This window comes from Mycobacterium sp. 4858 (assembly GCF_900240975.1).
Classification (GTDB): Bacteria; Actinomycetota; Actinomycetes; order Mycobacteriales; family Mycobacteriaceae; genus Mycobacterium.
On the sequence record NZ_LT968776.1, the window covers coordinates 957229 to 981608 of the forward strand.

Here is a 24380-nt window from a genome sequence, read left to right on the forward strand (position 1 = left end):
CAACCCGAACCGCCGGCGGCCCCTACGCTGGAGTCCGCGAACAGCCCGACCAACGGTCAGGAAGGTAGGTAATCGTGACAGACGTCGAACGCGGCTTTCCCAGCGACGAAGCGCCCGAGGGCGACGCCGCGGAACAGCTGCAGCCCGTCGACTTCGATGACGAGGCCGGCTTGGACACCGAATATCTGACCACCGCCGACCGCGAGGCGAACGAGGCCGACGTGATCGAGCAGGCCTACGTCGTCCCCACCGACGACGAGTGGGAGGACGGGCGCTGAGCCCGCGAGCGGCCGTGTCCACGGCCGGCGCGGTCGACCGGTGACCGCCGACCTCCACGTACACCGTTACGGGCCGCCCGGTCCGGTGCGCGTGCTGGCGCTGCACGGGTTGACCGGCCACGGGCAGCGCTGGCAGCAGCTGGCCGGCCTGCTGCCCGAAATCGCCTTCGCTGCACCGGATCTGATCGGCCACGGCAGGTCGTCGTGGGACGCGCCGTGGAGCATCGACGCCAACGTCGCCGCGATGGCCGCGCTGCTCGACGACGTGGCCGAGGCGCCGGTGCTGGTGGTGGGGCACTCCTTCGGCGGCGGGCTCGCCATGCAGCTGGCCGCGACGCGGCCGGACCTCGTTGCCGCGCTGCTGCTCCTCGACCCGGCGGTCGGACTGGACGGCGCGTGGATGCGCGAGATCGCCGACGCGATGTTGTCCTCGCCCGACTACCCCGACGCCGGGGAGGCGCGCCTGGAAAAGCTGCACGGCTCCTGGTCGGATGTGGACCCCGCCCTGCTCGACGCCGAGATCGACGAGCACCTGATCGAGCTGCCGGGCGGCCGGTACGGCTGGCGCGTCAGCCTGCCGGCGATGATGGCGTACTGGAGCGAGCTGGCTCGCGACATCGTGTTCCCGCCAGCCGGGACGGCGACGGTGCTGGTGCGGGCCAAGCGCACGTCGCCGCCGTACGTCGGCGACCAGTTGATCACCGGCCTGCAGGACCGGTTGGGATCGGGGTTCCGGCTGCTGGACTTCGACTGCAACCACATGGTGCCCTACGCGGCGCCGGCGGAGGTGGCGGCGCTGACGCGCGAGCTGCTGGGAGCCGGCTGATCGTGGCGCCGGTGACCGACGAGCAGATCGAGCGGGTGCGCGCGCTGGTCGCGGCGATACCGTCCGGCAGGGTCGCGACCTACGGCGACATCGCCGACGTCGCAGGGCTTTCCAGCCCGCGCATCGTCGGGTGGATCATGCGGACCGACTCCTCGGATTTGCCGTGGCACCGGGTGATCACCGCCTCGGGGCGCCCGGCGCGTCACCTGACCACCCGGCAGCTGGAGCTACTGCGCGCCGAGGGCGTCCTGGCCACCGACGGCAGGATCGCGCTGCGCGAAATCCGTCACGACTTCGGTCGCTAGAGAACCAGCCGGACCAGCGCCGCGGTGCGGGCCAGCCCGGGGAACGCCTCGGCCGTCGACCGCGGATGCAACGCATGGACCGCGAGCCGGAACATCAAGGCGCGCAACAACATCTGCGGCCATTCCGGCAACGCGTTCCAGCGCTCGATGAGTCCGTCGTCGGCCTCACCCCAGGACAGGGCGTCGACGACGACGACACCGGCCGCCCAGGACGCGGGCCGCCAGTAGGGGGTGATGTCGGTGATGCCCGGGGCCGCGGTGCCGACGAAAAGCACTGTGCCGTAAAGGTCTCCGTGCACCACCTGGTTCGGGCTCTTGGTCGGCCGGCGCAAGGTGGCCAGCTGGTTGATCAGCTCCACCGACCGCTGGGCGTCGGCCGTCGGCGGAGCGGTCCGGGCGCCCGGGGGCACGGAGGCCAGCGGCCGTTCCTCCCAGGCGGCGCGGTCGGCGGCGATGAAGATGTCGACGTCGCCCCACGGCGCGGTGGGCCCCTGGGTCAGGAATCGGGGGCGTTCCAGTTTGCCGGTGGCCTCGTGCAGGCGTACCGCCGCCGAGACCACCTCGTCATGGCGGGGCTCGGGCGTTCCGGCGACGAAGGTGTCCGCCCGCCACCCGGAAACCACGTATCGGCCGTCCGTCGAGCGGACCGGGCGGGCCAGCCGAACCCCGTCGACGAACAGCGTCTCCCGCACCCGGGCCGACCAGGCCGCCCTGGCGTGGTCGGCTACCAGTGACAGGACGACTTCGCCGCAGCGCCAGCCGCCCTCCCAGCTAGCGCCCAGATAGACGGGCTGCACACCGGTCAAACCAAACGCCGCCAGCACATGCTCCGGCGGTGGCTCGACATTCACACGGGAAGCTTAGACGAGGGGACCTGCGGCGATCGCGAGCGCGGCGAAGCCGGGCGCGGCGGGTCGCCGCCCAAAAGCACGGCGTATCGGGTCAGTACATGACCATGTCGGGTTGCATCTGCTGCGCCCACGCCACAATGCCGCCCTGCAGATGCACCGCGTCGGAGAATCCGGCCTTGCGCACCGCCGCCAGGGCCGCGGCCGACCGCACACCCGTCTTGCAGTACAGCACCGGCATCCGGTCCTGCGGCAGCTTTGCCAGACCGTCACCGGAATCGATCGAGGACTGCGGGATCAACTGGGCCCCGTCGATGTGGTTGATCTCCCATTCGACCGGCTCGCGGACGTCGATCAGCGCCAGCTTCCTGCCCGAATCCAGCAGCTCCCGCAGTTCCCGCGGGGTGATGGCGGAGCCGGCGACGGGCGAACCGACGTCGCCGGCCGCCGCGCCGCAATACTGCTCGTAGTCGATCAACTCGGTGACCTTCGGCGCCGCAGGGTCCTTGCGGATCGCAATGGTGCGGTAGGACATTTCCAGCGCGTCGTAGAGCATCAACCGGCCCAGCAGCGACTCTCCGAGCCCGGTGATGAGTTTGATCGCCTCGGTGCCCATCACCGATGCGACCGAGGCGCACACGATGCCCAGCACGCCCCCCTCCGCGCACGACGGCACCGTGCCGGGCGGCGGCGGTTCGGGGTAGAGGTCGCGGTAGTTGAGGCCCCGACCGCCGGGCGCATCCTCCCAGAACACCGAGACCTGACCCTCGAACCGGTAGATCGACCCCCACACGTACGGCCTGCCGGCCAGCACGGCGGCGTCGTTGACCAGGTACCGGGTGGCGAAGTTGTCGGTGCCGTCCACGATCAGGTCGTACTGCACGAACAGGTCGACGGCGTTGCTCGAGTCCAGCCGGAACTCGTGCAGGCGCACCCGGACCAGCGGGTTGATCGCGGCGATCGACTCCCGCGCGGATTGGGCCTTGGACCGCCCGACGTCGGCCACGCCGTGGATGATCTGGCGCTGCAGGTTGGACTCGTCGACGACGTCGAAATCCACGATGCCGATCGTTCCGACGCCGGCCGCGGCCAGGTACAGCAGCGCCGGCGCGCCGAGCCCGCCGGCGCCGATCACCAGCACCCGGGCGTTCTTGAGCCGCTTCTGCCCGTCCACGCCCAGGTCGGGAATGATCAGATGGCGGCTGTAGCGGGCCACCTCATCGCGGGTCAGCTCCCCCGCCGGCTCCACGAGAGGCGGCAGTGCGGTCTGGGATGTCGACACGCCCGAACATCTCCTCGGTCTCGATCTGCGGTTCGTCGTCCACAACCATCACACCAGCCGCAGAAGTGCACGGCAATGAATTCAACTCACCGGTCAGGCGATCGGGAACGGCCAGGGGTTGAATCGGCAGGTCTTCCCGTCGGCCTTGACGAAATCCGGGTCGAACTGGGCGGCATCGTCGTTCGACGTGGAGAACGTCTGCTGCATCATCACCGGCGCCAAAGCGCCCTGCTGCTCGCAGGGTTCGTGGCGCACGTACCCGATGGCGTGGCCGACCTCGTGGTTGATCACGTACTGGCGATACGAACCGACGTCGCCCTCGAAGGGGACGGCCCCGCGCACCCAGCGCGCCTCGTTGATGAAGACCCGCGACTGCCGGTCCTTGCCGAACGACGGGTTGTAGCAGGACGTCTCAAGGCGAAATTCGTAGCCGCAGCCCTCCCGGACCGTCACCGGGGACACCAGGGAGATCCGGAAGTCGGGGTTTCCGCCATTGGTTCCGTCGATCCGGATGAACGCGAATTGCGGGTTGTGGGTCCAGCCCTTCGGGTTGGCCAGCGTCTGGTCGACCATCTCGGCGAACGCGGTGTCGCCGCCGAACATGGTCTCGTCGATGCCGTTCTCCACCTCGACGGTGTAGTGAAAAACCTTGACGGTGCCCTGGCCGATCTGCGGCGTCGTGCCGGGCACCACGTGCCATGTCTTGTCGCCCGCCTCGGTGAACGGGCCGCCGTCCGGTAGCGTCCCGGCGGGCAGGTTCGCGTCGAACGCCGCGAGTCCGCGTGGCGGCGCGTCGATGATCGACGTGCCCACCGCGCCGATCGCCTGCGGGCTCTGGATGGGCTGATTGGCTGCCGGCTTCCTGGCGCTGGTGCCGGTGATCGTCTGGTAGACCACCAGCACGGTCACCACCGCCAGAACGGGCAGCGCGTACGCGCGCCAGCCGTAGGTGGACACGAACCGTCCCAGCCAGGTCTGTTTGCGCCACTGCCGCGGCCGCTCCCGGTCGGCCCTTGCCCGTCCGGCGTCGCGGGCGACCGGGTCGCGCAGGGCGCGAAGCGGTTCCCGCCACTCGTCCCGCAGCACCGGCACGCGACCGGTGCCGCGCGAAGGCCGCTGGGACGTCATTTCCCCAGGATTACACAGTCGGCCGGTGCGGCCGTCCTTGGCGCGCCCGAATGCGCCGGGCGACACCGCTTTCTGCCTGCGACGACGGCGGCGACGACAACGGCGGGCATGGCTCGGGTAGTAATGTCTCTCGCAACGAGCCGCGCGCGGCTGGCCCACTGGTGCCGGCGGCCGGTTGCCGACACATCAGATGAGGACTCGATGAGCGAACTCGCCAAACCCGCGGCGCGGCGTGCCGTCAAGTCGGCCGACCGCGGTCGGCCCGGGGACGGCATCGCGGCCTCGAGCCGACGCGGCAACCGGTTGCCCCGGGACGAGCGCCGGGGCCAGCTGCTCATCGTGGCCAGCGATGTGTTCGTCGACCGCGGCTATCACGCCGCCGGTATGGACGAGATCGCCGAGCGCGCCGGGGTCAGCAAACCGGTTTTGTATCAACACTTTTCGAGCAAACTCGAGCTCTACCTGGCGGTGCTCGCCCGGCACGTCGAGAACCTGGTCTCCGGCGTGCAGCAGGCGTTGAACACCACCACCGACAACCGCAGGCGGTTGCACGCGGCGGTCCAGGCGTTCTTCGACTTCATCGAGCACGACAGCCAGGGTTACCGCCTGATCTTCGAGAACGACTACGTCACCGAACCCGAGGTGGCCGCGCAGGTGCGGGTCGCCACCGAGTCGTGCATCGACGCGGTGTTCGCGTTGATCAGCGCGGACTCGGGCCTGGACCCGCACCGCGCCCGGATGATCGCGGTGGGACTGGTCGGCATCAGCGTCGACTGCGCCCGCTACTGGCTGGACTCCGACCGCCCGATCTCCAAGGCGGACGCCGTCGAGGGCACCGTCCAGTTCGCCTGGGGCGGGCTGTCACACGTGCCGCTTACTCGCCTTTAGCGCCCTTCCCGGTGAGTTTGCCGACTTCGGCGCCGATACCGAAGCCGACCCGGCGCGAGTCGGCCGGCCCGATCTCGACATAGGCGATCTTGCTGGTGTGCACCAGGAAGCGGCGGCCCCGCTCGTCGTTCAGCCTCAGCAGGCCCGGCCCCTCGCTCAGCGCCGCGCTGACCAGCTCTTCGACTTCGGCCGGCGTCTGCGCGCTGGAGAGCACCAGCTCGCGCGGACTGTCCGTAATACCGATCTTGACCTCCACGGTCACCCCTTCCGTAGGTATTGAAGTCGACAGACCTGTCAGCTGCAGGCTAGTGGACGCGGCGGGCCGGCATCCCCGACGGTCCCCGCCACGCGGTTCGCGGCGGGCGAAGCCCCGGTCGCGGGCGGATAACGATTCGCTTCCAGCTGTGTGCACTGCGGGGTTCGACGGCCGATCCGTGCTTTCACATCGCTAACTTCGGCACCATGGGTACCACACTGGCCGATCTCGACAGGGTGCGGGACTACCCCGACGACGAGACCGATGAGCTCTACGAAGCCGACTCCTACCCCGAGGGCGACTACACCTGGACCGGCTGGCCGGCCGAGTTGCGCTGGCGCCCGGCCACGGCGATCCTGGGCGCCGTGGTGGCCGTCGGCGCGATCGCGACCGCCGTCATCATCAACAGCGGCGACAGCGCCTCGACCAAGGCCACCCTGGCGCCGGCGCCCCAGCCGGTGACGTCCGCGCCGGCGACCACGAAGAGCTCGGCCGCGCCCAGCGCGCAGCCCAGCCCCTCGCGCACGGCCCAGTTGCCGCCCGAAACGTTCACCACGGTGACCCCGCCGCCCAGCGCATCACCCAGCCTCGCGCCCACCGGAACGCCGACCGCCACGCCGCCCCTGACGCTGACGCCCCCGCCGTCGGCCGCGCTGAACCCGCGCACCGTCGTCTACAGCGTCACCGGCACCAAGCAGCTGCTGGACCTGGTCAACATCGTCTACACCGATGGGCAGGGCTACTCCCAGACCGAGTTCAACGTGTCGCTGCCGTGGACCAAGGCGGTGATCCTGAATCCCGGCGTGCAGAACCCGTCGGTGGTCGCGACCAGCTTCTACGGGCGGCTCAACTGCTCGATCGTCAACGCCTCGGGGCAACTGGTGGCCGCGTCGGCCAACAACTCGAGCCTGGCGACCTGCGCGCGCTGAGTCCGATGGCCGTGACCCGCTGCGCCCCGCTTGCACCGCGCTTGCGATCACGGCCCAGTCCGATCGCCGTGACCCGCTGCGCCCCGCTTGCACCGCGCTTGCGATCACGGCTCAGTCCGATGGCCGTGACCCGCTGCGCCCGGCTGCGCCGCGCTTGCGATCACGGCTGAGCGTCAGCTCAGACCCAGTTCACGCATCCGCCGGTCGTGCGTGTGCTGCAGCCGGTCGAAGAAGGCGCTGAGCTGGCCCAGGCTGCCGGTGCCCGTCACGACCAGGTCGACCAGCTCGTCATGGTCGGCCAGCAGGTACTGCGCCTGCGTGATCGCCTCACCGAACAGGCGACGCGACCACAGCGCCAGCCGGCTGCGCTGCTTGCCGCTGGCGGTCACCGCGGCGCGCACCTCGGCGACGACGAACTGCGAATGCCCGGTCTCCGACAGCGCCGCCCGCACCACGCCGGCGATCTCGTCGGGCAGCCCGTCGGCGATCTCCAGGTACAGATCGGCGGCCAGCGCGTCGCCGACATAGGTCTTGACCAACGCCTCCAGCCACGTGCTGGGCATCGTCAGCCGGTGGTAGTTCTCCAGCGCCGAGACGTACTTCGACATCGCCGACACCACGTCGACCCCGCGGGCCTCCAGGGCGTCGCGCAGCAGCTCGTAGTGCTGCATCTCGGCGGCGGCCATGCTCGCCATCGAGATCCGTCCGCGCAGGTTGGGGGCCATCCGAGCCTCGTCGGTCAGCCGATAGAACGCAGCGATCTCGCCGTACGCCAGGACCGCGAACAACTCGTTGACGCCCGGGTGGTCGGCCGGCAGGCGAGGGGCGGGCGGACCGTCCCCTCGGTCGGCTTCCAGGTCGGCTTCGGAGGGCTGCCAAGAGGGCCGGGTCATGGCAACACTGTAGTCGGCGGACCTGGCGCAAAATGGGGCCAGCTGTCGACCGGCTATCATGTATGGAGATAGCGGCTGTGTTTCCGCGATAAGAGCCGCTATCGGCGAAATGTGCGTGCACAGCTGGCCCGCCCCGAGCAGGGCCGGCGACTCGGCGACGTATTCGGAGTCGGAACTCGTGCGCGCGTGACCGCGACAGAGAAACACCGACACAAACCGATATGTCACCGAAAGGCGTACTACCCACGTATGAGCACACTGACCAGCACAACTGAATTGACCTTTGCCAACCTCGGCGTCCGCGACGAAATCGTGCGCGCCCTCGCGGAAAAGGGCATCGAGCGGCCCTTCGCGATCCAGGAGTTGACCCTGCCGCTGGCGCTCGCCGGCGACGACCTTATCGGCCAGGCGCGCACCGGCATGGGCAAGACGTTCGGCTTCGGCGTCCCGCTGCTGCAGCGCATCACCGCCCAGGCCGCGACGCGCCCGCTCAATGGGACGCCACGCGCCCTGATCGTGGTGCCGACGCGCGAGCTCTGCGTGCAGGTCACCGAGGACCTGGCCACCGCGGCCAAGTACCTGACCGCCGAGGACGGCCGACGGCTGGCGGTCATCTCCATCTACGGCGGGCGTGCCTACGAGCCCCAGATCGACGCGCTGCGCGCCGGCGCCGACGTCGTGGTGGGCACCCCCGGCCGACTGCTCGACCTGGCCCAGCAGGGCCACCTGCAGCTCGGCGGGCTCTCGGTGCTGGTGCTCGACGAGGCCGACGAGATGCTCGACCTGGGCTTCCTGCCCGACATCGAGCGCATCCTGCGCCAGATCCCCTCCGACCGGCAGTCGATGCTGTTCTCGGCGACCATGCCGGGGCCCATCATCACGCTGGCCCGCACGTTCATGAAGCAGCCCACCCACATCCGGGCGGAGGCACCGCATTCGTCGGCGGTGCACGACAAGACCGAGCAGTTCGTCTACCGCGCCCACGCCCTGGACAAGATCGAGCTGGTCAGCCGCGTGCTGCAGGCCGAGGGCCGCGGCGCCACCATGATCTTCACCCGCACCAAGCGCACCGCCCAGAAGGTCGCCGACGAGCTGGCCGAGCGGGGCTTCAAGGTCGGCGCCGTGCACGGCGACCTGAACCAGGTCGCCCGGGAGAAGGCGCTCAAGGCATTCCGGTCCGGAGATATCGACGTGCTGGTCGCCACCGACGTGGCCGCGCGCGGTATCGACATCGACGACGTCACGCACGTCATCAACTACCAGATCCCCGAGGACGAGCAGGCCTACGTGCACCGGATCGGCCGTACCGGCCGCGCCGGCAAGACCGGCGTCGCGGTCACCCTGGTGGACTGGGACGAGCTGCCCCGCTGGTCGACGATCGACAAGGCCCTGGGGCTGAACTGCCCCGAACCCGCCGAGACCTACTCGAGCTCCCCGCACCTCTACGAAGAACTGGGTATCCCCGCCGAGACGACCGGCACCGTCGGCGCGCCCAAGAAGCCGCAGGGCCCACGGCGCAACACCGAGCGTGACGGCCAGAAGGCCGAGCGGTCCGGGCGCGCCCGTTCCGGCGCGCCGCGGCGGCGCACCCGCGGCGGCCAGCCCGTCACCGGGCACCCCGGCGGGAACGCCGCTGCCGACGCCACCAGCGGCGAAGCCGCCGCCGAGGGGTCCGGCAACACCGGGACCAGCCGGCGTCGGCGTCGGCGCCGCAAGCCCGCCGAAGCCGGCGCGCACGCCAACTAGGCCGCGCGCCCACGGATGGTCAGACCCGAACGCCGCACCAAGGGCGACATCTTGGCCGCCGCGGCGATCGCGGTCGTGGTCGCCGCCGTCGCCTCGCTGATCTGGTGGATCAGCGACGCCCGGGCCACCATCAGCCGCCCGGCCGCTGTCGCCGCGGCCAACCAGAATCCCGCCCGGCAGGTGCCGGCCACGCTCAAGGAGCTGTGGACCGCGCCCAGTCCGGCCACCACCGCACCGGTGGCGGTCGGCGGCACGGTGATCACCGGCGACGGCCACCGGGTCGACGGGCGCGACCCCCGGTCCGGGCTGTCTCGCTGGAGCTACCAGCGCGACAGCGACGTGTGCGGGGTCTCCTGGGTCTACCACTTCGCCGTCGCCGTCTACCGCGACGACCGTGGATGCGGCCAGGTGAGCACGCTCGACGGTTCCACGGGCCGCCGCGGGCCCGCCCGCAGCGGCTACGCCGACCCGCGCGTGCGGCTGTCCTCCGACGGCACCACCGTGCTGTCGGCCGGCGACACTCGGGTGGAACTGTGGCGCTCGGACATGGTCCGGATGGTGGCCTACGGCGAGACCGACGCGCGGGTGAAGCCCCCGACGCGCGGGCTGCACTCCGGCTGCAGGCTGGTCTCGGCGGCGGCCAGCTCGTCGGCCGTGTCGGTGCTGGAGAGCTGCGTGAACCAGGCCGACCTGCGGCTGGTGCTGCTGCGGCCCGGCAAGGACGACGACGAACCCCAGCAGCGCGTCGTCGCCGAACCCGGGATCACGGCGGACTCGGGCGCCCGGGTGCTGGCCGTCTGGGAGAGCAACACGGCGGTGTATCTGCCCGCCCCGCAGCCGCGGGTGGACGTGGTCGACGAAACGGGCACCACCGTGTCGAGCACCCTGCTGCCCAAGCCGCCGTCCGGCCCGGGGGCGGTTTCGCACGCGGGCAGCCTGATCACCTGGTGGACGGGCGATTCGGTGATGGCTTTCGAGACGGGCAACCTGACGCTGCGCTACACCATCGCCGCCGGCGCGACGACCGCGCCGTTGGGGCCGGGCGCGATGATGGCGGGCCGGCTGCTGGTGCCCGTCACCGGCGGGATCGGGGTCTACGACCCCGTCAGTGGCGCCAACGAGCGCTACATCCCGGTGAACAGGGCGCCGGGCCAGCCCGGACGCGCGGTCGTCCCGGCCGTCGCGGGATCCCAGGTGTTCGAGCAGCGGGGCGACGCCGTGGTGGCCCTGGGCTGATATCGCGGGTGCGCTCGCCGCGGCGGCACGCCGACGTGCCGCGCCGTCGGCGCACAATCAAAGCCGCAGGCGCACAACCGCGCCCGCTAGACCTCGACGGCGAACGTCGGCAGCGGCTTGCCGGTCTTCCAGTGCTTGAGCAACGCCTTCGCCAGGTCGGCGTAGGCCGACGAGCCCTTGTTCTTGCGCCCCGACATCACCGAGGAGCCCGAGGCGCTGGCCTCGGCGAAACGCACCGTCCGCGGGATCGGCGGGGCCAGCACCGGCAGGTTGTAGCGGTCGGCGACGTCCAGCAACACGTCGCGGGTATGGGTGGTCCGCGAGTCGTACAGCGTCGGCAACGCGCCGAGCAACCGAAGATCCGGGTTGGTGATCTGCTGGACGTCGGCGACCGTGCGCAGGAACTGGCCGACGCCGCGGTGCGCGAGCGTCTCGCACTGCAGCGGCACTATCACCTCGTCGGCGGCGGTCAGGCCGTTGAGCGTGAGCACACCCAGCGACGGCGGGCAGTCGATGATGACCACGTCGAAGTCGTCGGCCAGCTTCGCCAGCGCGCGTTTGAGCGCGTACTCGCGGCCGGCGCGCATCAGCAGCATCGCCTCGGCTCCCGCCAGGTCGATGTTGGCCGGCAGCAGCGTCATGCCCTCCATCGTCGTGACCAGCGCGGCGTTGGGCTCGACCTCGCCGAGCAGCACCTCGTGCACGGACACCGGGAGCTTGTCGGGATCCTGGCCGAGCGAGAACGTCAGGCAGCCCTGCGGATCCAGGTCGACCAGCAGCACCCGCTTACCCTCGTCGACCATCGCCGCGCCCAGCGAGGCAACCGTCGTCGTTTTGGCGACGCCGCCCTTCTGGTTGGCCACCGCCAACACCCGGGTCTTACTCACCAGCGCCCGCCCCTCCTGTTGCCACGGTCACAGTGCCCATCCTGACATGTTCGATCGTCCAACGCTGCGGCCGACGGGCCCGGCATGTCGTCCGGCAGAATCGGTCGATATGGGCTTGCACAACCATCGACTGGTCCTCCTCCGCCACGGGGAGACCGAATGGTCGAAATCCGGCCAGCACACGGGGCGGACCGACCTCGAGCTCACCGACACCGGCCGCGTCCAGGCCGAGCTCGCCGGCCGCGTCCTGCGCGAACTGAACCTCACCGACCCGTTGGTGGTCAGCAGCCCGCGCATCCGCGCGCTGACCACCGCCAAGCTGGCCGGGCTGGCCGTCGACGAGGTCTCTCCCCTGCTCGCCGAATGGGATTACGGCTCCTACGAGGGCCTGACGACACCCCAGATCCACGAATCGGTCCCCGATTGGCTGGTCTGGACGCACGGATGCCCCGGCGGCGAGAGCGTGGCCCAAGTCAGCGAACGCGCCGACCGGGCCGTCGCGTTCGCGTTGGAGCACATGGAGTCGCGCGACGTGGTGTTCGTGGGGCACAGCCACTTCTCCCGCTCGGTCATCACGCGCTGGGTGGAGCTGCCGCTCGTCGAGGGCAGCCGCTTCTGGATGCTGGCGGGCTCCCTCGCCGTGTGCGGTTTCGAGCACGGCGTGCGACAGCTCGCCGCGCTCGGCCTGACCGCCCAGCCGCAGGCGATCAAGCCCGGGTGAGCACCCAGCCGCCGTTCGCGCTGTGCGGACCGACGCAGACCCTGGTTGCCGACGGGGTGCGGGAGCGCTACCACGACGCGGCGGCCGCGCAGGACGCGCTGCGTTCGGGCTCTGTGCCAATTGTGTTGGGCGCGTTGCCCTTCGACGTGGGCCGGCCCGCGGCGCTGCTGACGCCCCAGGCGGTGCGCCGCAGCGACGCGCCGCCGGACTGGCCGAGCGACCCGCTGCCGGCGGTGCGTGTCGCCGCCGCAGACCCGTCGCCGGACGACTACCGCCGCCGCGTCGCCCGCGCGCGCGACGAACTCACCGCGCCCGACAGCCCGCTCAGCAAGGTGGTGCTGTCCCGAGCGCTGCGACTGGTCGCCGAGGGCCCCTTGGACGCCCGCGTCATCCTGCGCCGGCTCATCACCGCGGACCCGGCAGCATACGGGTACCTCGTCGACCTGACCGGCGCCGGCGACGACTACGCCGGCGCGGCGCTGGTGGGCGCCAGCCCGGAGCTACTGGTGGCGCGCTCCGGGGACCGCGTCACGTGCCGGCCGTTCGCCGGTTCGGCACCCCGCGCCGCCGATCCCGACGTCGACGCCGCCCACGGCGCCGCGCTGGCCGGTTCGGCCAAGGACCGGCACGAGCATCAGTTGGTCATCGAGACCATCCGCACCGCGCTGGAGCCGCTGTGCGAAGAGCTGACGATCGCCGCCGAGCCCGAGCTGAGCCGCACCGCGGCGGTGTGGCACCTGTGCACGCCGATCAGCGGACGTCTGCGCGAAACATCCACCACAGCAATCGATTTGGCCCTTGCTCTGCACCCCACACCGGCGGTCGGCGGGGTGCCGACCAAGGCCGCGGTCGAACTCATCGCCGAGCTGGAGGGCGACCGCGGGTTCTACGCGGGGGCGGTGGGCTGGTGTGACGCGCGCGGCGACGGCCGCTGGGTGGTGTCCATCCGCTGCGCGCAACTGTCGGCGGACCGCCGCAGCGCGATCGCCCGCTCCGGTGGCGGGATCGTCGCCGAATCCGACCCCGATCAGGAAGTCGCGGAAACCACAACGAAATTCGCCACCATCCTCAACGCGTTGGACGTCAAGCAATGACCATTCGCCGCGCCACGCCCGAAGACGCGGGTGCGATCACCGAAATGATTCACGCGCTGGCCGAATTCGAACACGCCGCGGATCAGTGCACGGTCACGGAAAAACAAATTGCCGCAGCGCTTTTCGGCGCCACCCCGACGGTGTATGGGCACCTTGCGGAGGTCGACGGCGAGATCGCCGCGATGGCGCTGTGGTTTCTCAACTTCTCCACCTGGGACGGCGTGGCGGGCATCTACCTCGAAGACCTGTTCGTGCGGCCGGGGTTTCGCCGTCGCGGCCTGGCCCGCGCGCTGTTGGCGACCCTGGCGGCCGAATGCCTCGACCGGGGCTACACGCGGTTGTCCTGGGCGGTGCTGAACTGGAACGCCGACGCCATCACGCTGTACGACGGGGTCGGCGGCGAACCGCAGCGCGAGTGGACCACCTACCGGCTGTCGGGCCCCGGGTTGGCCGAGCTGGCCGAATCGCGCTGATCGCCGCCGGCGGCCCAACGCACCCCCTGCGGGCTGAAGAGCAGCCCCAACACGGCCAGCGCCACGAGGCCCGCGGGAATCCCGAAGGCGGGCCGGTGCGAGTCGACCGTGAGGTACCACGCCACCGGCAGGAGCAGCAGCTGGGTGATCACGGCAAGCCCTCGGCCCCAGCGCTTGCCGAGCGTCAGCGCGCGCCCGGCGGCCAGCACCACCGCCCCGACCACCAGGAAGAACAGGGCGGTGCCGAGCCCGTTGACCACGCGCTGGTCGGCCCCGGCGATGCCGCGCACCACCAGCACGACCGCCATGACCAGCGCGGCCACCCCCTGCACCGCCACCAGAAGGCCGGCGCCGCGCACAGCGGATGGGACGCCCCCCGGGTAGCGGCGCAAACCTGTCACCCGCGTCAGCGTAGTCACCCGCGGCGCCGGGGCGTTCCCCACAGCGTCGCCTTAAGGCTCCCGCATAAGCTCGTGCCTCATGCGCGCCGTGCTGATCGTGAACCCCACAGCCACGTCCACCACCCCGGCCGGTCGCGACCTGCTGGCGCACGCGCTCAAAAGCCGCCTGCAGCTCACCGTCGAACACACCAATCACCGCGGTCACGGCACCGAACTCGCGGAGAAGGCGGTCGCGGACGGCGTCGACCTGGTCGTGGTGCACGGCGGCGACGGCACCGTCAGCGGGGTCGTCAACGGCCTGCTCGGCCGTCCCGGCGCCGCTTCTGGACCGATCGGTCCGGTGCCGGCGGTCGCGGTGGTCCCCGGCGGTTCGGCGAACGTGCTGGCGCGGTCGCTGGGCATCTCCCGGGATCCGGTGGCCGCCACCAACCAGCTCATCCAGCTGCTCGACGACTACCACCGCCACCACACGTGGCGCCGCATCGGCCTGATCGACTGCGGCGAGCGGTGGGCCGTGTTCAACACCGGGATGGGTGTCGACGCGGAAGTGGTCGCCGCGGTCGAGGCCGAACGCGACAAGGGCGGGAAGGTGACCGCGTGGCGCTACATCCGCGCGGCGATACCCGCCGTGTGGGCTTACACCCGCCGTGAACCGATGCTCACCCTTGAACTGCCCGGCCGCGAACCCGTCACCGGGGTCAGCTTCGCGTTCGTGTCCAATTCCAGCCCCTGGACGTTCGCCAACGACCGGCCGGTTTGGACCAATCCCGGCTGCACCTTCGAGACGGGCCTGGGGGTTTTCGCGCCCACCACCATGAAAACCATCCCCACCCTGCGGATCGTGCGGCAGATGTTCGCCAAGCGGCCCAAGTTCGAGTTCGACCACCTCATCACCGCGGACGACGTCCCCTGCGTGCGTGTCACGTCGACCGGCGGCCCGGTCGCCTGCCAGTTCGACGGGGATTACCTCGGGGTGCGCGAAACCATGACGTACCGGGCGGTGCCGGACGCGCTGGCCGTCGTCGCGCCGCCTCGAAAAAATCCGCTCTGAGCTGCGGCGACGAAGCCGCCGCGGGCCAACAGACGAAGCTTTTCCGCAAGAGTGGCCAGTCAGTGTAGTACAACTGTGTAAGGGCTCGGCTACGGAATGATCAAAGTGAGATAGCCCACGAGCTAACTCGGTGCTATTGACTTCTGTTGAGCCTGTGAAACGATCAAAAGGTTGCATGCAGAAATTTAGATAGGGGTACGGACCCTTTTCTTGTGCACGCGTTAACAGCCGAAGAAAATTGGCCGTGCGCCTTGCTGCGCACTCAGTGAGGAGTAAGAACGTATGGATTGGCGCCACAAGGCGGTCTGTCGTGACGAGGACCCGGAGCTGTTTTTCCCGGTAGGGAACAGCGGCCCGGCGCTCGCGCAGATCGCTGACGCGAAACTGGTCTGCAATCGGTGCCCGGTGACCACGGATTGCCTGTCCTGGGCCCTGAACACCGGCCAGGACTCGGGCGTCTGGGGCGGCATGAGCGAAGACGAGCGGCGCGCACTCAAGCGTCGCAATGCCCGGACGAAGGCCCGTAGCGGAGTCTGACCCAGTCAGAGCAAATAGTGCGGCCTCGACGAAAGTCGGGGCCGCACTATTGTGTGGGTCGCGCGGCGCCTACAACGCCAGGCGCGTCCGCCGACCGATCGGCACCCGCAGCACCACGTCGGTGCCGCGGGACGGGGCCTGGCGCATGCCCAGTGTGCCGTCGAGTTCCGCCGACACCAACGTCCGCACGATCTGCAGGCCGAGGCTGTCGGACGTCTCCAGGCTGAAGCCCTCCGGCAACCCGCGGCCGTCGTCGTGGACGACGACGTCGAGCCAGCGGGCCGACCGCTCGGCGCGGATGGTCACCGACCCGGCTTCGGCCGCCGGGTCGAACGCGTGCTCGATCGCGTTCTGAACCAGCTCGGTGATCACCATGATCAGGGCCGTCGCGCGGTCGGAGTCCAGCACACCCAGGTCACCGACCCGGTTGATCCGGATCGGCCGGTCCACCGACGCCACGTCGTTCATGATCGGCAAGATCCGGTCGATCACCTCGTCGAGGTTCACCTGTTCGTCGACCGACATCGACAGCGCGTCGTGCACCAGGGCGATCGACGAGACCCGCCGCACCGACTCGATCAGGGCTTCACGCCCTTCGGCGTTGACCGTCCGGCGGGCCTGCAGCCGCAGCAGCGCCGCCACCGTCTGCAGGTTGTTCTTCACCCGGTGGTGGATCTCGCGGATCGTGGCGTCCTTGGAGATCAGCGCCCGGTCGCGGCGCTTCACCTCGGTGACGTCGCGGATCAGCACCGCCGCCCCGGCGCCACCACCGTTGACCACCAGCGGCAGCGTCCGCAGCAGCACCGTGGCGCCGCCGGCGTCGACCTCCATCCGCATGCTCTTCCCGCCGGCCAGCAGGTCGAGCACGTGCTCGGCCAGCTCCTGGGCCTCGAAGGGGTCGGAGATCAGCGGCCGCGTCACCTTGACCAGGTTGCGGCCCTCCAGCTCGCTCGTCAGGCCCATCCGGTGGTAGGCCGACACGGCATTGGGGCTGGCGTACGCGACGACGCCGTTGACGTCCAGCCGGATGAAACCGTCGCCCGCCCGGGGCGTGGAGCGGGACATGACGACATCCCCCACGTCGGGAAAGGTGCCGTCGGCGAGCATGTGGACGAGGTCGCTCGCACACTCCCGGTAGGCGGTCTCGAGTTGGCCGGACGTGCGGTCGGCCGCGCCCGCGGTTTGATGCCGGGTGAGCACGGCCACCACGCTGCCGCCGTACCGCACCGGCGAGGCCTCGACGTGTGGGCCGGGCAGCAGCGAATCCTCTTGGCCCGCATCGTAATTGCGCTGTGGCGCGCCGAACTCGAAAGCCCCGGCCACCAGCGCCAGCCGGTCGGCGGCGACGACACTGCCCACCGAGTCGGTGAGCAGCACCGTGGGCGCGGTGTTGGGCCGGCACTGCGCCACGCACACCAACATGCCGTCGTCGCGGCGAACCCACATCAGGTAGTCGGCGAACGACAGGTCCGCCAGCAGCTGCCACTCCCCCACCACCGCGTGCAGGTGGTCCACGGCGTTACCGGGCAGCACGGTGTGTTCGGCAAGCAGATCACCGAGCGTCGACATCACTCACTCCCCGGGCATCCCCGGCAACGGACGGGTCCAACTGTTTCGGGGGCTAGCTGATCACGGCAATCAGGTCGCCCGCCTGGATGACATCGCCCACCGAGACGCTCACCTTGCTGATGGTGCCGTCGACCTCGGCCAAGACGGGAATCTCCATCTTCATCGACTCCAGCAAGACCACGACGTCGCCTTTGCCGATCTGGTCACCCTCGCTCACCACGACTTCGAGCACGCTGGCCACGATCTCGGCGCGGACATCCTCGGCCATCTTCACCCCACTCGTTTCGGCCATTGCGAGGCCGGCTGCTGGTCATCAAGCTTCCGTCAGGCTCGGTGTATATCGAACCACAGGACCGCGCTTCCGGCCGCGGCGCACGGGCCGTTGTCGCCGCCGTCGACTTCCGTGAGAGACTGTGCGGCAGGCTCACGGGCGCCGGGCGCCCGGATCAAAGACCAATCAACGGAGGATTCGACCATGGCCAAACGAGGCCGTAAGAAGCGCGACCGCAAGCACAGCAAAGCCAACCACGGCAAGCGGCCCAACGCCTGAGGACCGTTACTGCCTCTCGCGGATGATGGTGGTCCGCCGGATCTCCAGCCGTAGCCGCTCGCGCAGGCCTTCCGGCGCCTTCTCACCCCGGCATTTGGTGGCGATCAACGCCTTGATCCGTTCCTCGAGGCCGTAGTGCTTGAAGCAGCCGGGGCACGCTTCGAGGTGGCGGCGCAGCTGGTCCCGCGATTCGGGCGTGCATTCCCCGTCGAGCAGGAGCCAGACCTGCCGGATCACCTCGGCGCAGCCGACGGCGCCATGAGCGTCGTCGTTGGGGCACGTGTCGCTCGGGCTGGAAAACTCGCTCATGACGACACCTCCTCGTGCGCCTGGTGGCCGCGGTTGAAGCCCCGCTCCTTGGCCACGTCAGCCAGCAACCCACGCAGTTGACGGCGGCCGCGGTGCAGCCGTGACATTACCGTCCCGATGGGTGTGTCCATGATCTCGGCGATTTCCTTGTAGGGGAAGCCCTCGACATCGGCGTAGTAGACGGCCATCCGGAACTCTTCCGGCAGCGCCTGCAGCGCCTCCTTGATCTCGGTGTCGGGCAGCGCCTCGAGCGCCTCGACCTCGGCCGAGCGCAGCCCGGTGGACGAGTGCTCGGCGTTGGACGCCAGTTGCCAGTCGGTGATCTCCTCGGTCGGGTACTCGGCCGGCTGGCGCTGCCTCTTGCGGTAGCTGTTGATGTAGGTGTTGGTCAGGATGCGGTACAACCAGGCCTTGAGGTTGGTGCCCGCCCGGAAGGAACGAAACCCCGCGTACGCCTTCACCATCGTCTCTTGCAGCAGGTCTTCCGCGTCGGCCGGATTGCGCGTCATGCGCAGCGCGCCGCCGTAGAGCTGGTCCAGCAGGGGGATCGCGTCGCGCTCGAAACGCGCCATCAGCTCCGCGTCCGTCTCCTGCGGGGCGGGATCGGGAAGCTCGCGTGCTGTCGCGCCGTCTGTGTCGGCCATCTCGATAACCCCGGTCCCTTCTGCTGCGGTGTCGCCGGGCGGCACTGAAAGCGCCACCGGGCTTGCAGGAAAGCAAGCCAACTGCTCGGCACCACCCATTGGACGGTCCAACAGGCTCGTCGCCGCTGACACCAAACCGCTCCTCCCAATCTAGAGGCTGGCACCGACAGTGTCTGCCCGGGTGCGCCCCATAACATCAGAGACCGCTTGCTTCAACAGCGGCGGCCGACGTGCTCATTCCCACCGAATCCGGGGCCGCCCGTCCCCCGGTCCGGGCGCGCGCGGCCGGACGTTAATGTGACGCCATGTCCCTGAATGGCAAGACCATGTTCATCTCCGGTGCCAGCCGCGGTATCGGCCTGGCGATCGCCAAACGCGCCGCACAAGACGGTGCCAACGTCGCCCTGATCGCCAAGACCGCAGAACCGCACCCCAAGCTGCCGGGCACGGTCTACACCGCCGCCAAGGAGCTCGAGGAGGCGGGCGGGCAGGCCCTGCCGATCGTCGGGGACGTCCGCGATCCGGAATCCGTCGAATCCGCGGTGGCCAAGACCGTCGAGCAGTTCGGCGGCATCGACATCTGCGTCAACAACGCCTCGGCGATCAACCTGGGGTCCATCACCGAGGTGCCGATGAAGCGGTTCGACCTGATGAACGGGATCCAGGTGCGCGGCACCTACGCGGTGTCGCAGGCCTGCATCCCGCACCTGAAGGCCGCGCAGAACCCGCACATCCTGACGCTGTCCCCGCCGGTGCTGCTCGGCAAGGAGTGGCTCAAGCCGACCGCGTACATGATGGCCAAGTTCGGCATGACCCTGTGCGCGCTGGGGATCGCCGAGGAGATGCGCGAGGCGGGCATCGCGTCCAACACGCTGTGGCCCCGGACGCTGGTGGCCACCGCCGCGGTGCAGAACCTGCTCGGCGGCGACGAGGCGATGGGACGCGCCCGCAAGCCGGAGGTGTACTCCGACGCGGCCTACGTCATCCTCAACAAGCCCGCCCGCGAGTACACCGGCAACACCTTGCTGTGCGAGGACGTGCTGGTGGAGTCCGGCGTCACCGACCTGTCGGTGTACAACTGCGTGCCCGGCGGCGAGCTCGGCGTCGACTTCTGGGTCGACGGCGTGAACCCGCCGGGATACACCGGTCCCTAGCGGGGGCTCAGCGGTGGCCCGCGCCGCCACGCCGGCGCTGGCGGCGCTGACGAAAGCCGGTGTGCCGCACCAGGTTGTCAGGTTCGATCACGATCCGCGGGCACGCTCGTTCGGCGACGAGGCGGTGCACGCGCTGACAAAAGAGCGTGGCATCGCGCCCGAGCAGATCTACAAGACCCTGGTCATCGCGATCCCCGGCGACCTGGCGGTCGCGATTCTGCCGGTGCCGGCCCGCCTTTCGCTGAAGGCGGCCGCCGCGGCGCTCGGGGCGGCCAGGGCGAGCATGGCCGAGCCCGCCGCCGCCGAGCGGGCCACCGGCTACGTGCTGGGCGCCGTGTCGCCATTCGGGCAGCGCAAGGCCCTGCCGACCGTCGTGGATGCGGGCGCGCAGGCCTGGGATCGGGTGTACTGCAGCGCCGGGCGCCGCGGCTGGGACGTCGGGGTGTCACCGCAGGACCTGATCCGGTTGACGAATGCGATTACCGCGGGCATCCAGGCGTAGCCGCGGGCGTAACGCCATGGTGAAAACCGGGCCGATTTCTCGCCGTGGCGTTACGCTCCCGCCATGACGACGAAGCGATCCCGCGGTGCGACGATTGTCGCCGCCGGTGTGCTGGCCTTTTCCGGGTTGATGACCGCCGGTGTGGGCAGCGCCAACGCCGACACGATTCAGACCGAGGGCAACTACCCGACCCGTCAGGCCTGCCAGGACGCCGGGCCGGGCGTGAAGGCCTCGACACCGGGCAACTGGAACAACTTCTGGTGCATTCCGGACCGCAACGTCAACGGCAACTGGAAGCTGGTCCTCAGCAACTAGAGCAGCCTAAAGAAGGCGGGCCTGCTCGGGTTCCGGGCCGGCCGGCTCGAGTAGCTCGGGCCCATTGTTGCGCACGTTGTTGACCAGCGTGGAGATCTCCCGCATGCGAATGCCGCGTACGTCGGGCGGACGGCTGAGCAGCTTTTCGTCGATCGGGGCGTCGGGGTCCAGCCAGCGATCCCACTCCCGCTCGGGCACCACCAGCGGCATCCGGTCGTGGATCTCGGCCAGCTCGCCGGGCGCGTCGGTGGTGATGATGGTGCAACTCAGCAGCGGCGACGCGTCCTTGGCAGGCTTCCACACCGACCACAGCCCGGCCATGAACAGCGGCTCGCCGTCCTCGCGGTACATGAAGAACGGCGTCTTGCGGGACTTCTTGCCCGCGACCGCGTCGTTGACGCGCCATTCGTAGTAGCCGTCCATCGGGATCAGGCACCGTTTCGACTTGGCGCTCGACCGGAACGCGGGCGAGGTGGTGACCTTGTCCGCGCGCGCGTTGATCAGCATGGGCCCCTTGGTCTCGGGCGCCCCCTCGGCGGTGGCCTTCGCCCACGGGGGCACCAGGCCCCAGCGCATCAGCCGCACCCGGCGGGTGGGCTCGTCGTCGGGGTCGGTGTGCCGGCTGACGACGGTCGCGATGGTCGAGGTGGGGGCCACGTTGTAGTTGGGCGCCCCGGCGCCCTCGGAGGTGCCGGTGGCCTCGTCGATCGCCTTGATCTTCTGGGCCAGCAGCGCCGGATCGGTGGTGACCGCGAACCGTCCACACATACCTTCCATGGTGGCAGAAGTCGGTGACACGCCATGATGGACGCGTGAGTATGTGGACGGCCCCCAGCGCGCCGAAACCGGTGCACGCGACCGTGACCGTTCCGGGCTCGAAGTCGCAGACCAACCGCGCGCTGGTGCTGGCCGCCCTGGCCGCCGCGCAGGGAAACGGCACCCCGACCATCAGCGGGGCGCTGCGCAGCCGCGACACCGACCTGATGATCGGCGCCCTGCTCGCCCTGGGCCTGCGCGTCGACGGCAGCGGGTCCGAGCTGACGGTCAGTGGCCGCATCGCGCCGGGACCCGGCGCACGGGTGGACTGCGGCCTGGCCGGCACGGTCCTGCGCTTCGTCCCGCCGCTGGCCGCGCTGGCCGAGGCGGTGGTGGAGTTCGACGGCGACGAGCAAGCCCGCGTGCGGCCCATCGCGCCGCTGCTCGACGCCCTGCGCGGTCTGGGCGTGCCGATCGAGGGTGCGGGCCTGCCCTTCCGGGTGCACGGCAGCGGAGCGGTCGCCGGGGGCACCGTGGCCATCGACGCCTCGGCGTCGTCACAGTTCGTGTCGGGGCTGCTGTTGTGCGCGCCGTCGTTCGCCGAGGGCCTGACCGTGCAGCACACCGGCGCGACACTGCCGTCGGCGCCGCACATCGCGATGACCGTGCAGATGCTGCGGCAGGCCGGGGTCGACGTCGACGATTCCGTGCCCAACCGCTGGCGGGTGCGCCCCGGCCCGGTGGCGGCCCGGCACTGGGAGGTCGAGCCCGACCTGACGAACGCCGTGCCGTTCCTGGCGGCGGCCGTGGTCACCGGCGGAACGGTGCGCATCAACGGCTGGCCCGCGGCCAGCGTGCAACCCGCCGACCACATCCTGACCGTGCTGGCTAAGCTGAATGCCGTTGTCTCGCAGGATGACTCGTTTCTCGAGGTGCAGGGTTGCGCCGACAACGACGGCTACCCCGGTTTCGATGTCGACCTGCGCGCCGTCGGCGAACTGACCCCGGCGGTGGCGGCGCTGGCCGCGCTGGCAAAGCCGGGATCGGTGTCGCGCCTCACCGGCATCGGCCACCTGCGGGGCCACGAGACCGACCGGCTCGCCGCGCTCAGCGCCGAGATCAACCGCCTGGGCGGTGACTGCACCGAAACACCCGACGGCCTGGTGATCACCGCGACGCCGCTGCGGCCCGGCCCCTGGCGGGCCTACGCCGACCACCGGATGGCGATGGCGGGCGCGATCGTCGGGCTACGGGTGGCCGGGGTCCAGGTGGACGACATCGGCTCCACCTCCAAGACGCTGCCCGAGTTTCCGCAGCTGTGGGCGCGAATGTTGGGGTCCGATATTTGAAGCCCGGCGATTACGACGAGTCCGACGTCAAGGTCCGCTCCGGCAGGGGCTCGCGACCGCGCACCAAGACTCGTCCCGGGCACGCCAACGCCGAGGCCGCGATGGTGGTCAGCGTCGACCGCGGACGTTGGGGGTGCGTCCTCGGCGGGGACCCCGCTCGGCGGGTCACGGCGATGCGGGCCCGGGAACTGGGCCGGACCCGGATCGTGGTCGGTGACGATGTCGACGTCGTCGGCGATGTGTCCGGGCGCACCGACACCCTGGCCCGCATCGTGCGGCGCGGGGAACGGCGAACGGTGCTGCGGCGCACGGCCGATGACACCGATCCCACCGAACGCGTGGTGGTCGCCAATGCCGACCAGTTGCTGATCGTGGTCGCGCTGGCCGACCCGCCGCCGCGCACCGGGCTGGTCGACCGGGCGCTGATCGCCGCCTACGCCGGCGGGCTGACGCCGATCCTGTGCCTGACCAAGACCGACCTCGCCCCCCCGGAGCCGTTCGCCGGGCAGTTCGTGGACCTGGACCTGACGGTGGTCGCCGCGGGCCGCGACGATCCGCTGCTCGCGGTCGCCGACCTGCTCGCCGGCAAGATCACCGTGCTGCTCGGGCATTCCGGCGTGGGCAAGTCCACGTTGGTGAATCGCCTTGTGCCCGAGGCGGAACGGGCCGTCGGCGAGGTCACCGACATCGGCCGGGGCAGGCACACCTCCACCCAATCGGTCGCGCTACCGCTGGCCACGTCGGGTTGGGTGATCGACACCCCGGGCATCCGCTCGTTCGGGCTGGCGCACATCGCGCCGAACGACGTGCTGATGGCCTTCTCGGATCTCGCCGAGGCGATCGAGGACTGTCCCCGCGGCTGCGGACACATGGGGCCTCCGGCCGACCCGGAGTGCGCGCTCGACGCGCTGTCCGGCCCCGCCGCCCGCCGGGTGGCCGCCGCGCGCCGGCTGCTGGGCGCGCTCAACCAGACTTAGCCAGCCGCATGCCGAGCTCGTCGGGCGGCACCTTATGGCCTTCCGCGCAACGGATTTCGACGCTCGCCTCGGCGCCACACCCGAGATGAGTGAGCCGCAGGCGGTTGCGTCCCGGCAGGTGGCGTCGGCCCCACTCGAACATCGCCCACACCACCGGCATGAAGTCCGTGCCGGCCGGGGTGAGCACGTATTCCTCGCGGCGGCGCTGGCCGGGCTCGTGATACGGCTGGCGTTTCAGCAGCCCCAGCTCGACCAGTTCGGACAGCCGCGCCGACGTGGCGGCCTTGGTGATGCCCACCCGGCGGGCGAAGTCGTCGAAACGCGTGGTGCCGTAATAGGCCTCGCGCATGATCAGCATCGCGGACTTGGTGCCCACCACCGCCATCGTCTTCTCGATCGCGCATTCGCCCACGGCGGACCAGGCATTGCGATCGGCCAGCGGCCCCTGCAGCAGTGTCATAGATCACCTCCCGATC

Annotated in this window: 31 protein-coding genes; 18 read left to right on the plus strand and 13 right to left on the minus strand. The window is 70.2% G+C overall.

Going from position 1 to position 24380, the window contains the following annotated elements; genetic code table 11:
• The first annotated feature begins 74 nt into the window (after positions 1-74).
• Genes C1737_RS12950 through C1737_RS12960 form a run of 3 tightly spaced genes read left to right on the plus strand, consistent with a single transcriptional unit; the run spans position 75 to position 1409 of the window.
• Positions 75-278, plus strand: a complete 204-nt coding sequence (locus C1737_RS12950; protein ID WP_067921351.1) for a hypothetical protein — start codon at positions 75-77, stop codon at positions 276-278.
• A gap of 40 nt (positions 279-318) precedes the next feature.
• Positions 319-1104, plus strand: coding sequence for an alpha/beta fold hydrolase (locus tag C1737_RS12955; protein ID WP_067921349.1), 786 nt, complete (start codon positions 319-321; stop codon positions 1102-1104).
• 2 nt (positions 1105-1106) lie between these two features.
• On the plus strand, positions 1107-1409 hold the full coding sequence (locus C1737_RS12960) for an MGMT family protein (RefSeq protein WP_067921347.1): 303 nt from the start codon (positions 1107-1109) through the stop codon (positions 1407-1409).
• Here the strand turns inward: C1737_RS12960 and C1737_RS12965 are convergent.
• The 3 genes from C1737_RS12965 to C1737_RS12975 all read right to left on the minus strand — a co-directional run bounded on the left by C1737_RS12965 (position 1406) and on the right by C1737_RS12975 (position 4667).
• Positions 1406-2260: a TIGR02569 family protein gene (locus C1737_RS12965; protein WP_067921345.1), complete on the minus strand. Its 855-nt coding sequence runs from the start codon at positions 2258-2260 to the stop codon at positions 1406-1408. The two genes, C1737_RS12960 and C1737_RS12965, sit on opposite strands and share 4 nt — an antisense overlap.
• A 91-nt stretch (positions 2261-2351) precedes the next feature.
• Complete coding sequence (gene moeZ / locus C1737_RS12970; RefSeq protein ID WP_102418587.1) at positions 2352-3539, minus strand: adenylyltransferase/sulfurtransferase MoeZ; 1188 nt, start codon at positions 3537-3539, stop codon at positions 2352-2354.
• A gap of 93 nt (positions 3540-3632) precedes the next feature.
• The gene (locus tag C1737_RS12975; protein WP_231980525.1) at positions 3633-4667 is read right to left on the minus strand and encodes a DUF3152 domain-containing protein; all 1035 of its coding nucleotides are present in this window, start codon (positions 4665-4667) and stop codon (positions 3633-3635) included.
• A gap of 201 nt (positions 4668-4868) precedes the next feature.
• Here C1737_RS12975 and C1737_RS12980 point away from each other — a divergent pair, with 201 nt between their 5' ends.
• Positions 4869-5555: a TetR/AcrR family transcriptional regulator gene (locus tag C1737_RS12980; protein WP_067921339.1), complete on the plus strand. Its 687-nt coding sequence runs from the start codon at positions 4869-4871 to the stop codon at positions 5553-5555.
• Here C1737_RS12980 and C1737_RS12985 read toward each other — a convergent pair.
• Positions 5542-5811 (minus strand): DUF3107 domain-containing protein, encoded by a 270-nt coding sequence (locus C1737_RS12985; RefSeq protein ID WP_067921359.1) that lies wholly within the window; start codon positions 5809-5811, stop codon positions 5542-5544. The genes C1737_RS12980 and C1737_RS12985 overlap by 14 nt on opposite strands.
• A 206-nt stretch (positions 5812-6017) precedes the next feature.
• Here C1737_RS12985 and C1737_RS12990 point away from each other — a divergent pair, with 206 nt between their 5' ends.
• Positions 6018-6740 (plus strand): MmpS family transport accessory protein, encoded by a 723-nt coding sequence (locus C1737_RS12990; RefSeq protein WP_102418588.1) that lies wholly within the window; start codon positions 6018-6020, stop codon positions 6738-6740.
• 173 nt (positions 6741-6913) lie between these two features.
• Here C1737_RS12990 and C1737_RS12995 read toward each other — a convergent pair whose 3' ends face one another.
• Positions 6914-7633, minus strand: coding sequence for a ferritin-like fold-containing protein (locus tag C1737_RS12995; RefSeq protein ID WP_233214749.1), 720 nt, complete (start codon positions 7631-7633; stop codon positions 6914-6916).
• 249 nt (positions 7634-7882) lie between these two features.
• Between C1737_RS12995 and C1737_RS13000 the strand changes: the two genes are divergently transcribed.
• Both C1737_RS13000 and C1737_RS13005 read left to right on the plus strand, forming a co-directional pair.
• A complete protein-coding gene (locus C1737_RS13000) occupies positions 7883-9379 on the plus strand; it encodes a DEAD/DEAH box helicase (RefSeq protein ID WP_067921332.1) in 1497 nt (498 codons plus the stop codon).
• Positions 9380-9394: 15 nt separating this feature from the next.
• A complete protein-coding gene (locus tag C1737_RS13005; protein WP_102418589.1) occupies positions 9395-10615 on the plus strand; it encodes a hypothetical protein in 1221 nt (406 codons plus the stop codon).
• An 86-nt stretch (positions 10616-10701) separates the two neighbouring features.
• Here C1737_RS13005 and C1737_RS13010 read toward each other — a convergent pair whose 3' ends face one another.
• Positions 10702-11502, minus strand: a complete 801-nt coding sequence (locus C1737_RS13010; protein ID WP_102418590.1) for a ParA family protein — start codon at positions 11500-11502, stop codon at positions 10702-10704.
• Between the two features lie 109 nt (positions 11503-11611).
• On the opposite strand from C1737_RS13010, the gene C1737_RS13015 reads away from it, so the two are divergent.
• From C1737_RS13015 to C1737_RS13025, 3 genes are read left to right on the plus strand one after another with little or no spacing between them, the layout of a single operon-like run.
• Entirely contained in the window at positions 11612-12223 is a 612-nt protein-coding gene (locus C1737_RS13015) for an acid phosphatase (protein ID WP_067926801.1), read from the plus strand.
• Entirely contained in the window at positions 12220-13317 is a 1098-nt protein-coding gene (locus tag C1737_RS13020) for an isochorismate synthase MenF (protein ID WP_102418591.1), read from the plus strand. The genes C1737_RS13015 and C1737_RS13020 overlap by 4 nt, the downstream gene beginning before the upstream one ends.
• Positions 13314-13790 (plus strand): GNAT family N-acetyltransferase, encoded by a 477-nt coding sequence (locus tag C1737_RS13025; RefSeq protein WP_067926805.1) that lies wholly within the window; start codon positions 13314-13316, stop codon positions 13788-13790. The genes C1737_RS13020 and C1737_RS13025 overlap by 4 nt, the downstream gene beginning before the upstream one ends.
• Here C1737_RS13025 and C1737_RS13030 read toward each other — a convergent pair.
• On the minus strand, positions 13742-14182 hold the full coding sequence (locus C1737_RS13030) for a hypothetical protein (RefSeq protein WP_102418592.1): 441 nt from the start codon (positions 14180-14182) through the stop codon (positions 13742-13744). The genes C1737_RS13025 and C1737_RS13030 overlap by 49 nt on opposite strands.
• Positions 14183-14270: 88 nt before the next feature.
• On the opposite strand from C1737_RS13030, the gene C1737_RS13035 reads away from it, so the two are divergent.
• Together C1737_RS13035 and whiB1 are read left to right on the plus strand one after the other, a co-directional pair.
• On the plus strand, positions 14271-15242 hold the full coding sequence (locus C1737_RS13035) for a diacylglycerol kinase family protein (protein WP_102418593.1): 972 nt from the start codon (positions 14271-14273) through the stop codon (positions 15240-15242).
• 282 nt (positions 15243-15524) lie between these two features.
• The gene (gene whiB1, locus C1737_RS13040) at positions 15525-15779 is read left to right on the plus strand and encodes a transcriptional regulator WhiB1 (protein ID WP_007168139.1); all 255 of its coding nucleotides are present in this window, start codon (positions 15525-15527) and stop codon (positions 15777-15779) included.
• Between the two features lie 69 nt (positions 15780-15848).
• Here whiB1 and C1737_RS13045 read toward each other — a convergent pair whose 3' ends face one another.
• On the minus strand, positions 15849-17348 hold the full coding sequence (locus C1737_RS13045) for a sensor histidine kinase (RefSeq protein ID WP_067926813.1): 1500 nt from the start codon (positions 17346-17348) through the stop codon (positions 15849-15851).
• 52 nt (positions 17349-17400) lie between these two features.
• Complete coding sequence (locus C1737_RS13050) at positions 17401-17616, minus strand: biotin/lipoyl-binding carrier protein (protein WP_067926821.1); 216 nt, start codon at positions 17614-17616, stop codon at positions 17401-17403.
• Between the two features lie 207 nt (positions 17617-17823).
• On the opposite strand from C1737_RS13050, the gene C1737_RS27510 reads away from it, so the two are divergent.
• Entirely contained in the window at positions 17824-17898 is a 75-nt protein-coding gene (locus tag C1737_RS27510; RefSeq protein WP_011728008.1) for a 50S ribosomal protein bL37, read from the plus strand.
• 6 nt (positions 17899-17904) lie between these two features.
• Here the strand turns inward: C1737_RS27510 and rsrA are convergent, their stop codons facing one another.
• On the minus strand, positions 17905-18207 hold the full coding sequence (gene rsrA / locus C1737_RS13060) for a mycothiol system anti-sigma-R factor (protein ID WP_067926816.1): 303 nt from the start codon (positions 18205-18207) through the stop codon (positions 17905-17907).
• Positions 18204-18851 carry a sigma-70 family RNA polymerase sigma factor gene (locus C1737_RS13065; protein WP_068098025.1) on the minus strand — a complete coding sequence of 216 codons (648 nt, stop codon included), beginning with the start codon at positions 18849-18851 and terminating at the stop codon, positions 18204-18206. Before C1737_RS13065 ends, rsrA begins: the two co-directional genes overlap by 4 nt.
• A gap of 305 nt (positions 18852-19156) precedes the next feature.
• Here C1737_RS13065 and C1737_RS13070 point away from each other — a divergent pair, with 305 nt between their 5' ends.
• The 3 genes from C1737_RS13070 (at position 19157) to C1737_RS13080 (ending at position 20822) form a co-directional block, all read left to right on the plus strand.
• Complete coding sequence (locus C1737_RS13070) at positions 19157-20005, plus strand: NAD(P)-dependent oxidoreductase (protein ID WP_102418594.1); 849 nt, start codon at positions 19157-19159, stop codon at positions 20003-20005.
• Between the two features lie 13 nt (positions 20006-20018).
• Positions 20019-20507, plus strand: a complete 489-nt coding sequence (locus C1737_RS13075; protein WP_102418595.1) for a YbaK/EbsC family protein — start codon at positions 20019-20021, stop codon at positions 20505-20507.
• A gap of 63 nt (positions 20508-20570) precedes the next feature.
• Positions 20571-20822 (plus strand): hypothetical protein, encoded by a 252-nt coding sequence (locus C1737_RS13080; protein WP_067918912.1) that lies wholly within the window; start codon positions 20571-20573, stop codon positions 20820-20822.
• Positions 20823-20828: 6 nt separating this feature from the next.
• On the opposite strand, the gene C1737_RS13085 is transcribed toward C1737_RS13080, so the two are convergent.
• A complete protein-coding gene (locus tag C1737_RS13085) occupies positions 20829-21590 on the minus strand; it encodes an SOS response-associated peptidase (RefSeq protein WP_102418596.1) in 762 nt (253 codons plus the stop codon).
• A gap of 44 nt (positions 21591-21634) precedes the next feature.
• Between C1737_RS13085 and aroA the strand changes: the two genes are divergently transcribed.
• Both aroA and rsgA read left to right on the plus strand, forming a co-directional pair.
• Positions 21635-22927 carry a 3-phosphoshikimate 1-carboxyvinyltransferase gene (gene aroA, locus C1737_RS13090; RefSeq protein WP_102418597.1) on the plus strand — a complete coding sequence of 431 codons (1293 nt, stop codon included), beginning with the start codon at positions 21635-21637 and terminating at the stop codon, positions 22925-22927.
• Complete coding sequence (gene rsgA, locus C1737_RS13095; RefSeq protein ID WP_102418598.1) at positions 22924-23904, plus strand: ribosome small subunit-dependent GTPase A; 981 nt, start codon at positions 22924-22926, stop codon at positions 23902-23904. Before aroA ends, rsgA begins: the two co-directional genes overlap by 4 nt.
• Here the strand turns inward: rsgA and C1737_RS13100 are convergent.
• Entirely contained in the window at positions 23891-24364 is a 474-nt protein-coding gene (locus C1737_RS13100) for a helix-turn-helix domain-containing protein (protein WP_102418599.1), read from the minus strand. The two genes, rsgA and C1737_RS13100, sit on opposite strands and share 14 nt — an antisense overlap.
• Positions 24365-24380: the final 16 nt, after the last annotated feature.

Coding starts and splice junctions, on each gene's coding strand:
- C1737_RS12975 (WP_231980525.1), bottom strand. CDS start 4,667: ATGACGTCCCAGCGGCCTTCGCGCGGCACCGGTCGCGTGCCGGTGCTG.
- whiB1 (WP_007168139.1), top strand. CDS start 15,525: ATGGATTGGCGCCACAAGGCGGTCTGTCGTGACGAGGACCCGGAGCTG.
- C1737_RS13100 (WP_102418599.1), bottom strand. CDS start 24,364: ATGACACTGCTGCAGGGGCCGCTGGCCGATCGCAATGCCTGGTCCGCC.
- C1737_RS13070 (WP_102418594.1), top strand. CDS start 19,157: ATGTCCCTGAATGGCAAGACCATGTTCATCTCCGGTGCCAGCCGCGGT.
- C1737_RS13080 (WP_067918912.1), top strand. CDS start 20,571: ATGACGACGAAGCGATCCCGCGGTGCGACGATTGTCGCCGCCGGTGTG.
- C1737_RS13005 (WP_102418589.1), top strand. CDS start 9,395: ATGGTCAGACCCGAACGCCGCACCAAGGGCGACATCTTGGCCGCCGCG.
- C1737_RS13045 (WP_067926813.1), bottom strand. CDS start 17,348: ATGTCGACGCTCGGTGATCTGCTTGCCGAACACACCGTGCTGCCCGGT.
- C1737_RS13015 (WP_067926801.1), top strand. CDS start 11,612: ATGGGCTTGCACAACCATCGACTGGTCCTCCTCCGCCACGGGGAGACC.
- C1737_RS12995 (WP_233214749.1), bottom strand. CDS start 7,633: ATGACCCGGCCCTCTTGGCAGCCCTCCGAAGCCGACCTGGAAGCCGAC.
- C1737_RS12980 (WP_067921339.1), top strand. CDS start 4,869: ATGAGCGAACTCGCCAAACCCGCGGCGCGGCGTGCCGTCAAGTCGGCC.
- C1737_RS13035 (WP_102418593.1), top strand. CDS start 14,271: ATGCGCGCCGTGCTGATCGTGAACCCCACAGCCACGTCCACCACCCCG.
- C1737_RS13050 (WP_067926821.1), bottom strand. CDS start 17,616: ATGGCCGAGGATGTCCGCGCCGAGATCGTGGCCAGCGTGCTCGAAGTC.
- C1737_RS13025 (WP_067926805.1), top strand. CDS start 13,314: ATGACCATTCGCCGCGCCACGCCCGAAGACGCGGGTGCGATCACCGAA.
- C1737_RS13000 (WP_067921332.1), top strand. CDS start 7,883: ATGAGCACACTGACCAGCACAACTGAATTGACCTTTGCCAACCTCGGC.
- C1737_RS12990 (WP_102418588.1), top strand. CDS start 6,018: ATGGGTACCACACTGGCCGATCTCGACAGGGTGCGGGACTACCCCGAC.
- rsrA (WP_067926816.1), bottom strand. CDS start 18,207: ATGAGCGAGTTTTCCAGCCCGAGCGACACGTGCCCCAACGACGACGCT.
- C1737_RS13065 (WP_068098025.1), bottom strand. CDS start 18,851: ATGGCCGACACAGACGGCGCGACAGCACGCGAGCTTCCCGATCCCGCC.
- C1737_RS13085 (WP_102418596.1), bottom strand. CDS start 21,590: ATGTGTGGACGGTTCGCGGTCACCACCGATCCGGCGCTGCTGGCCCAG.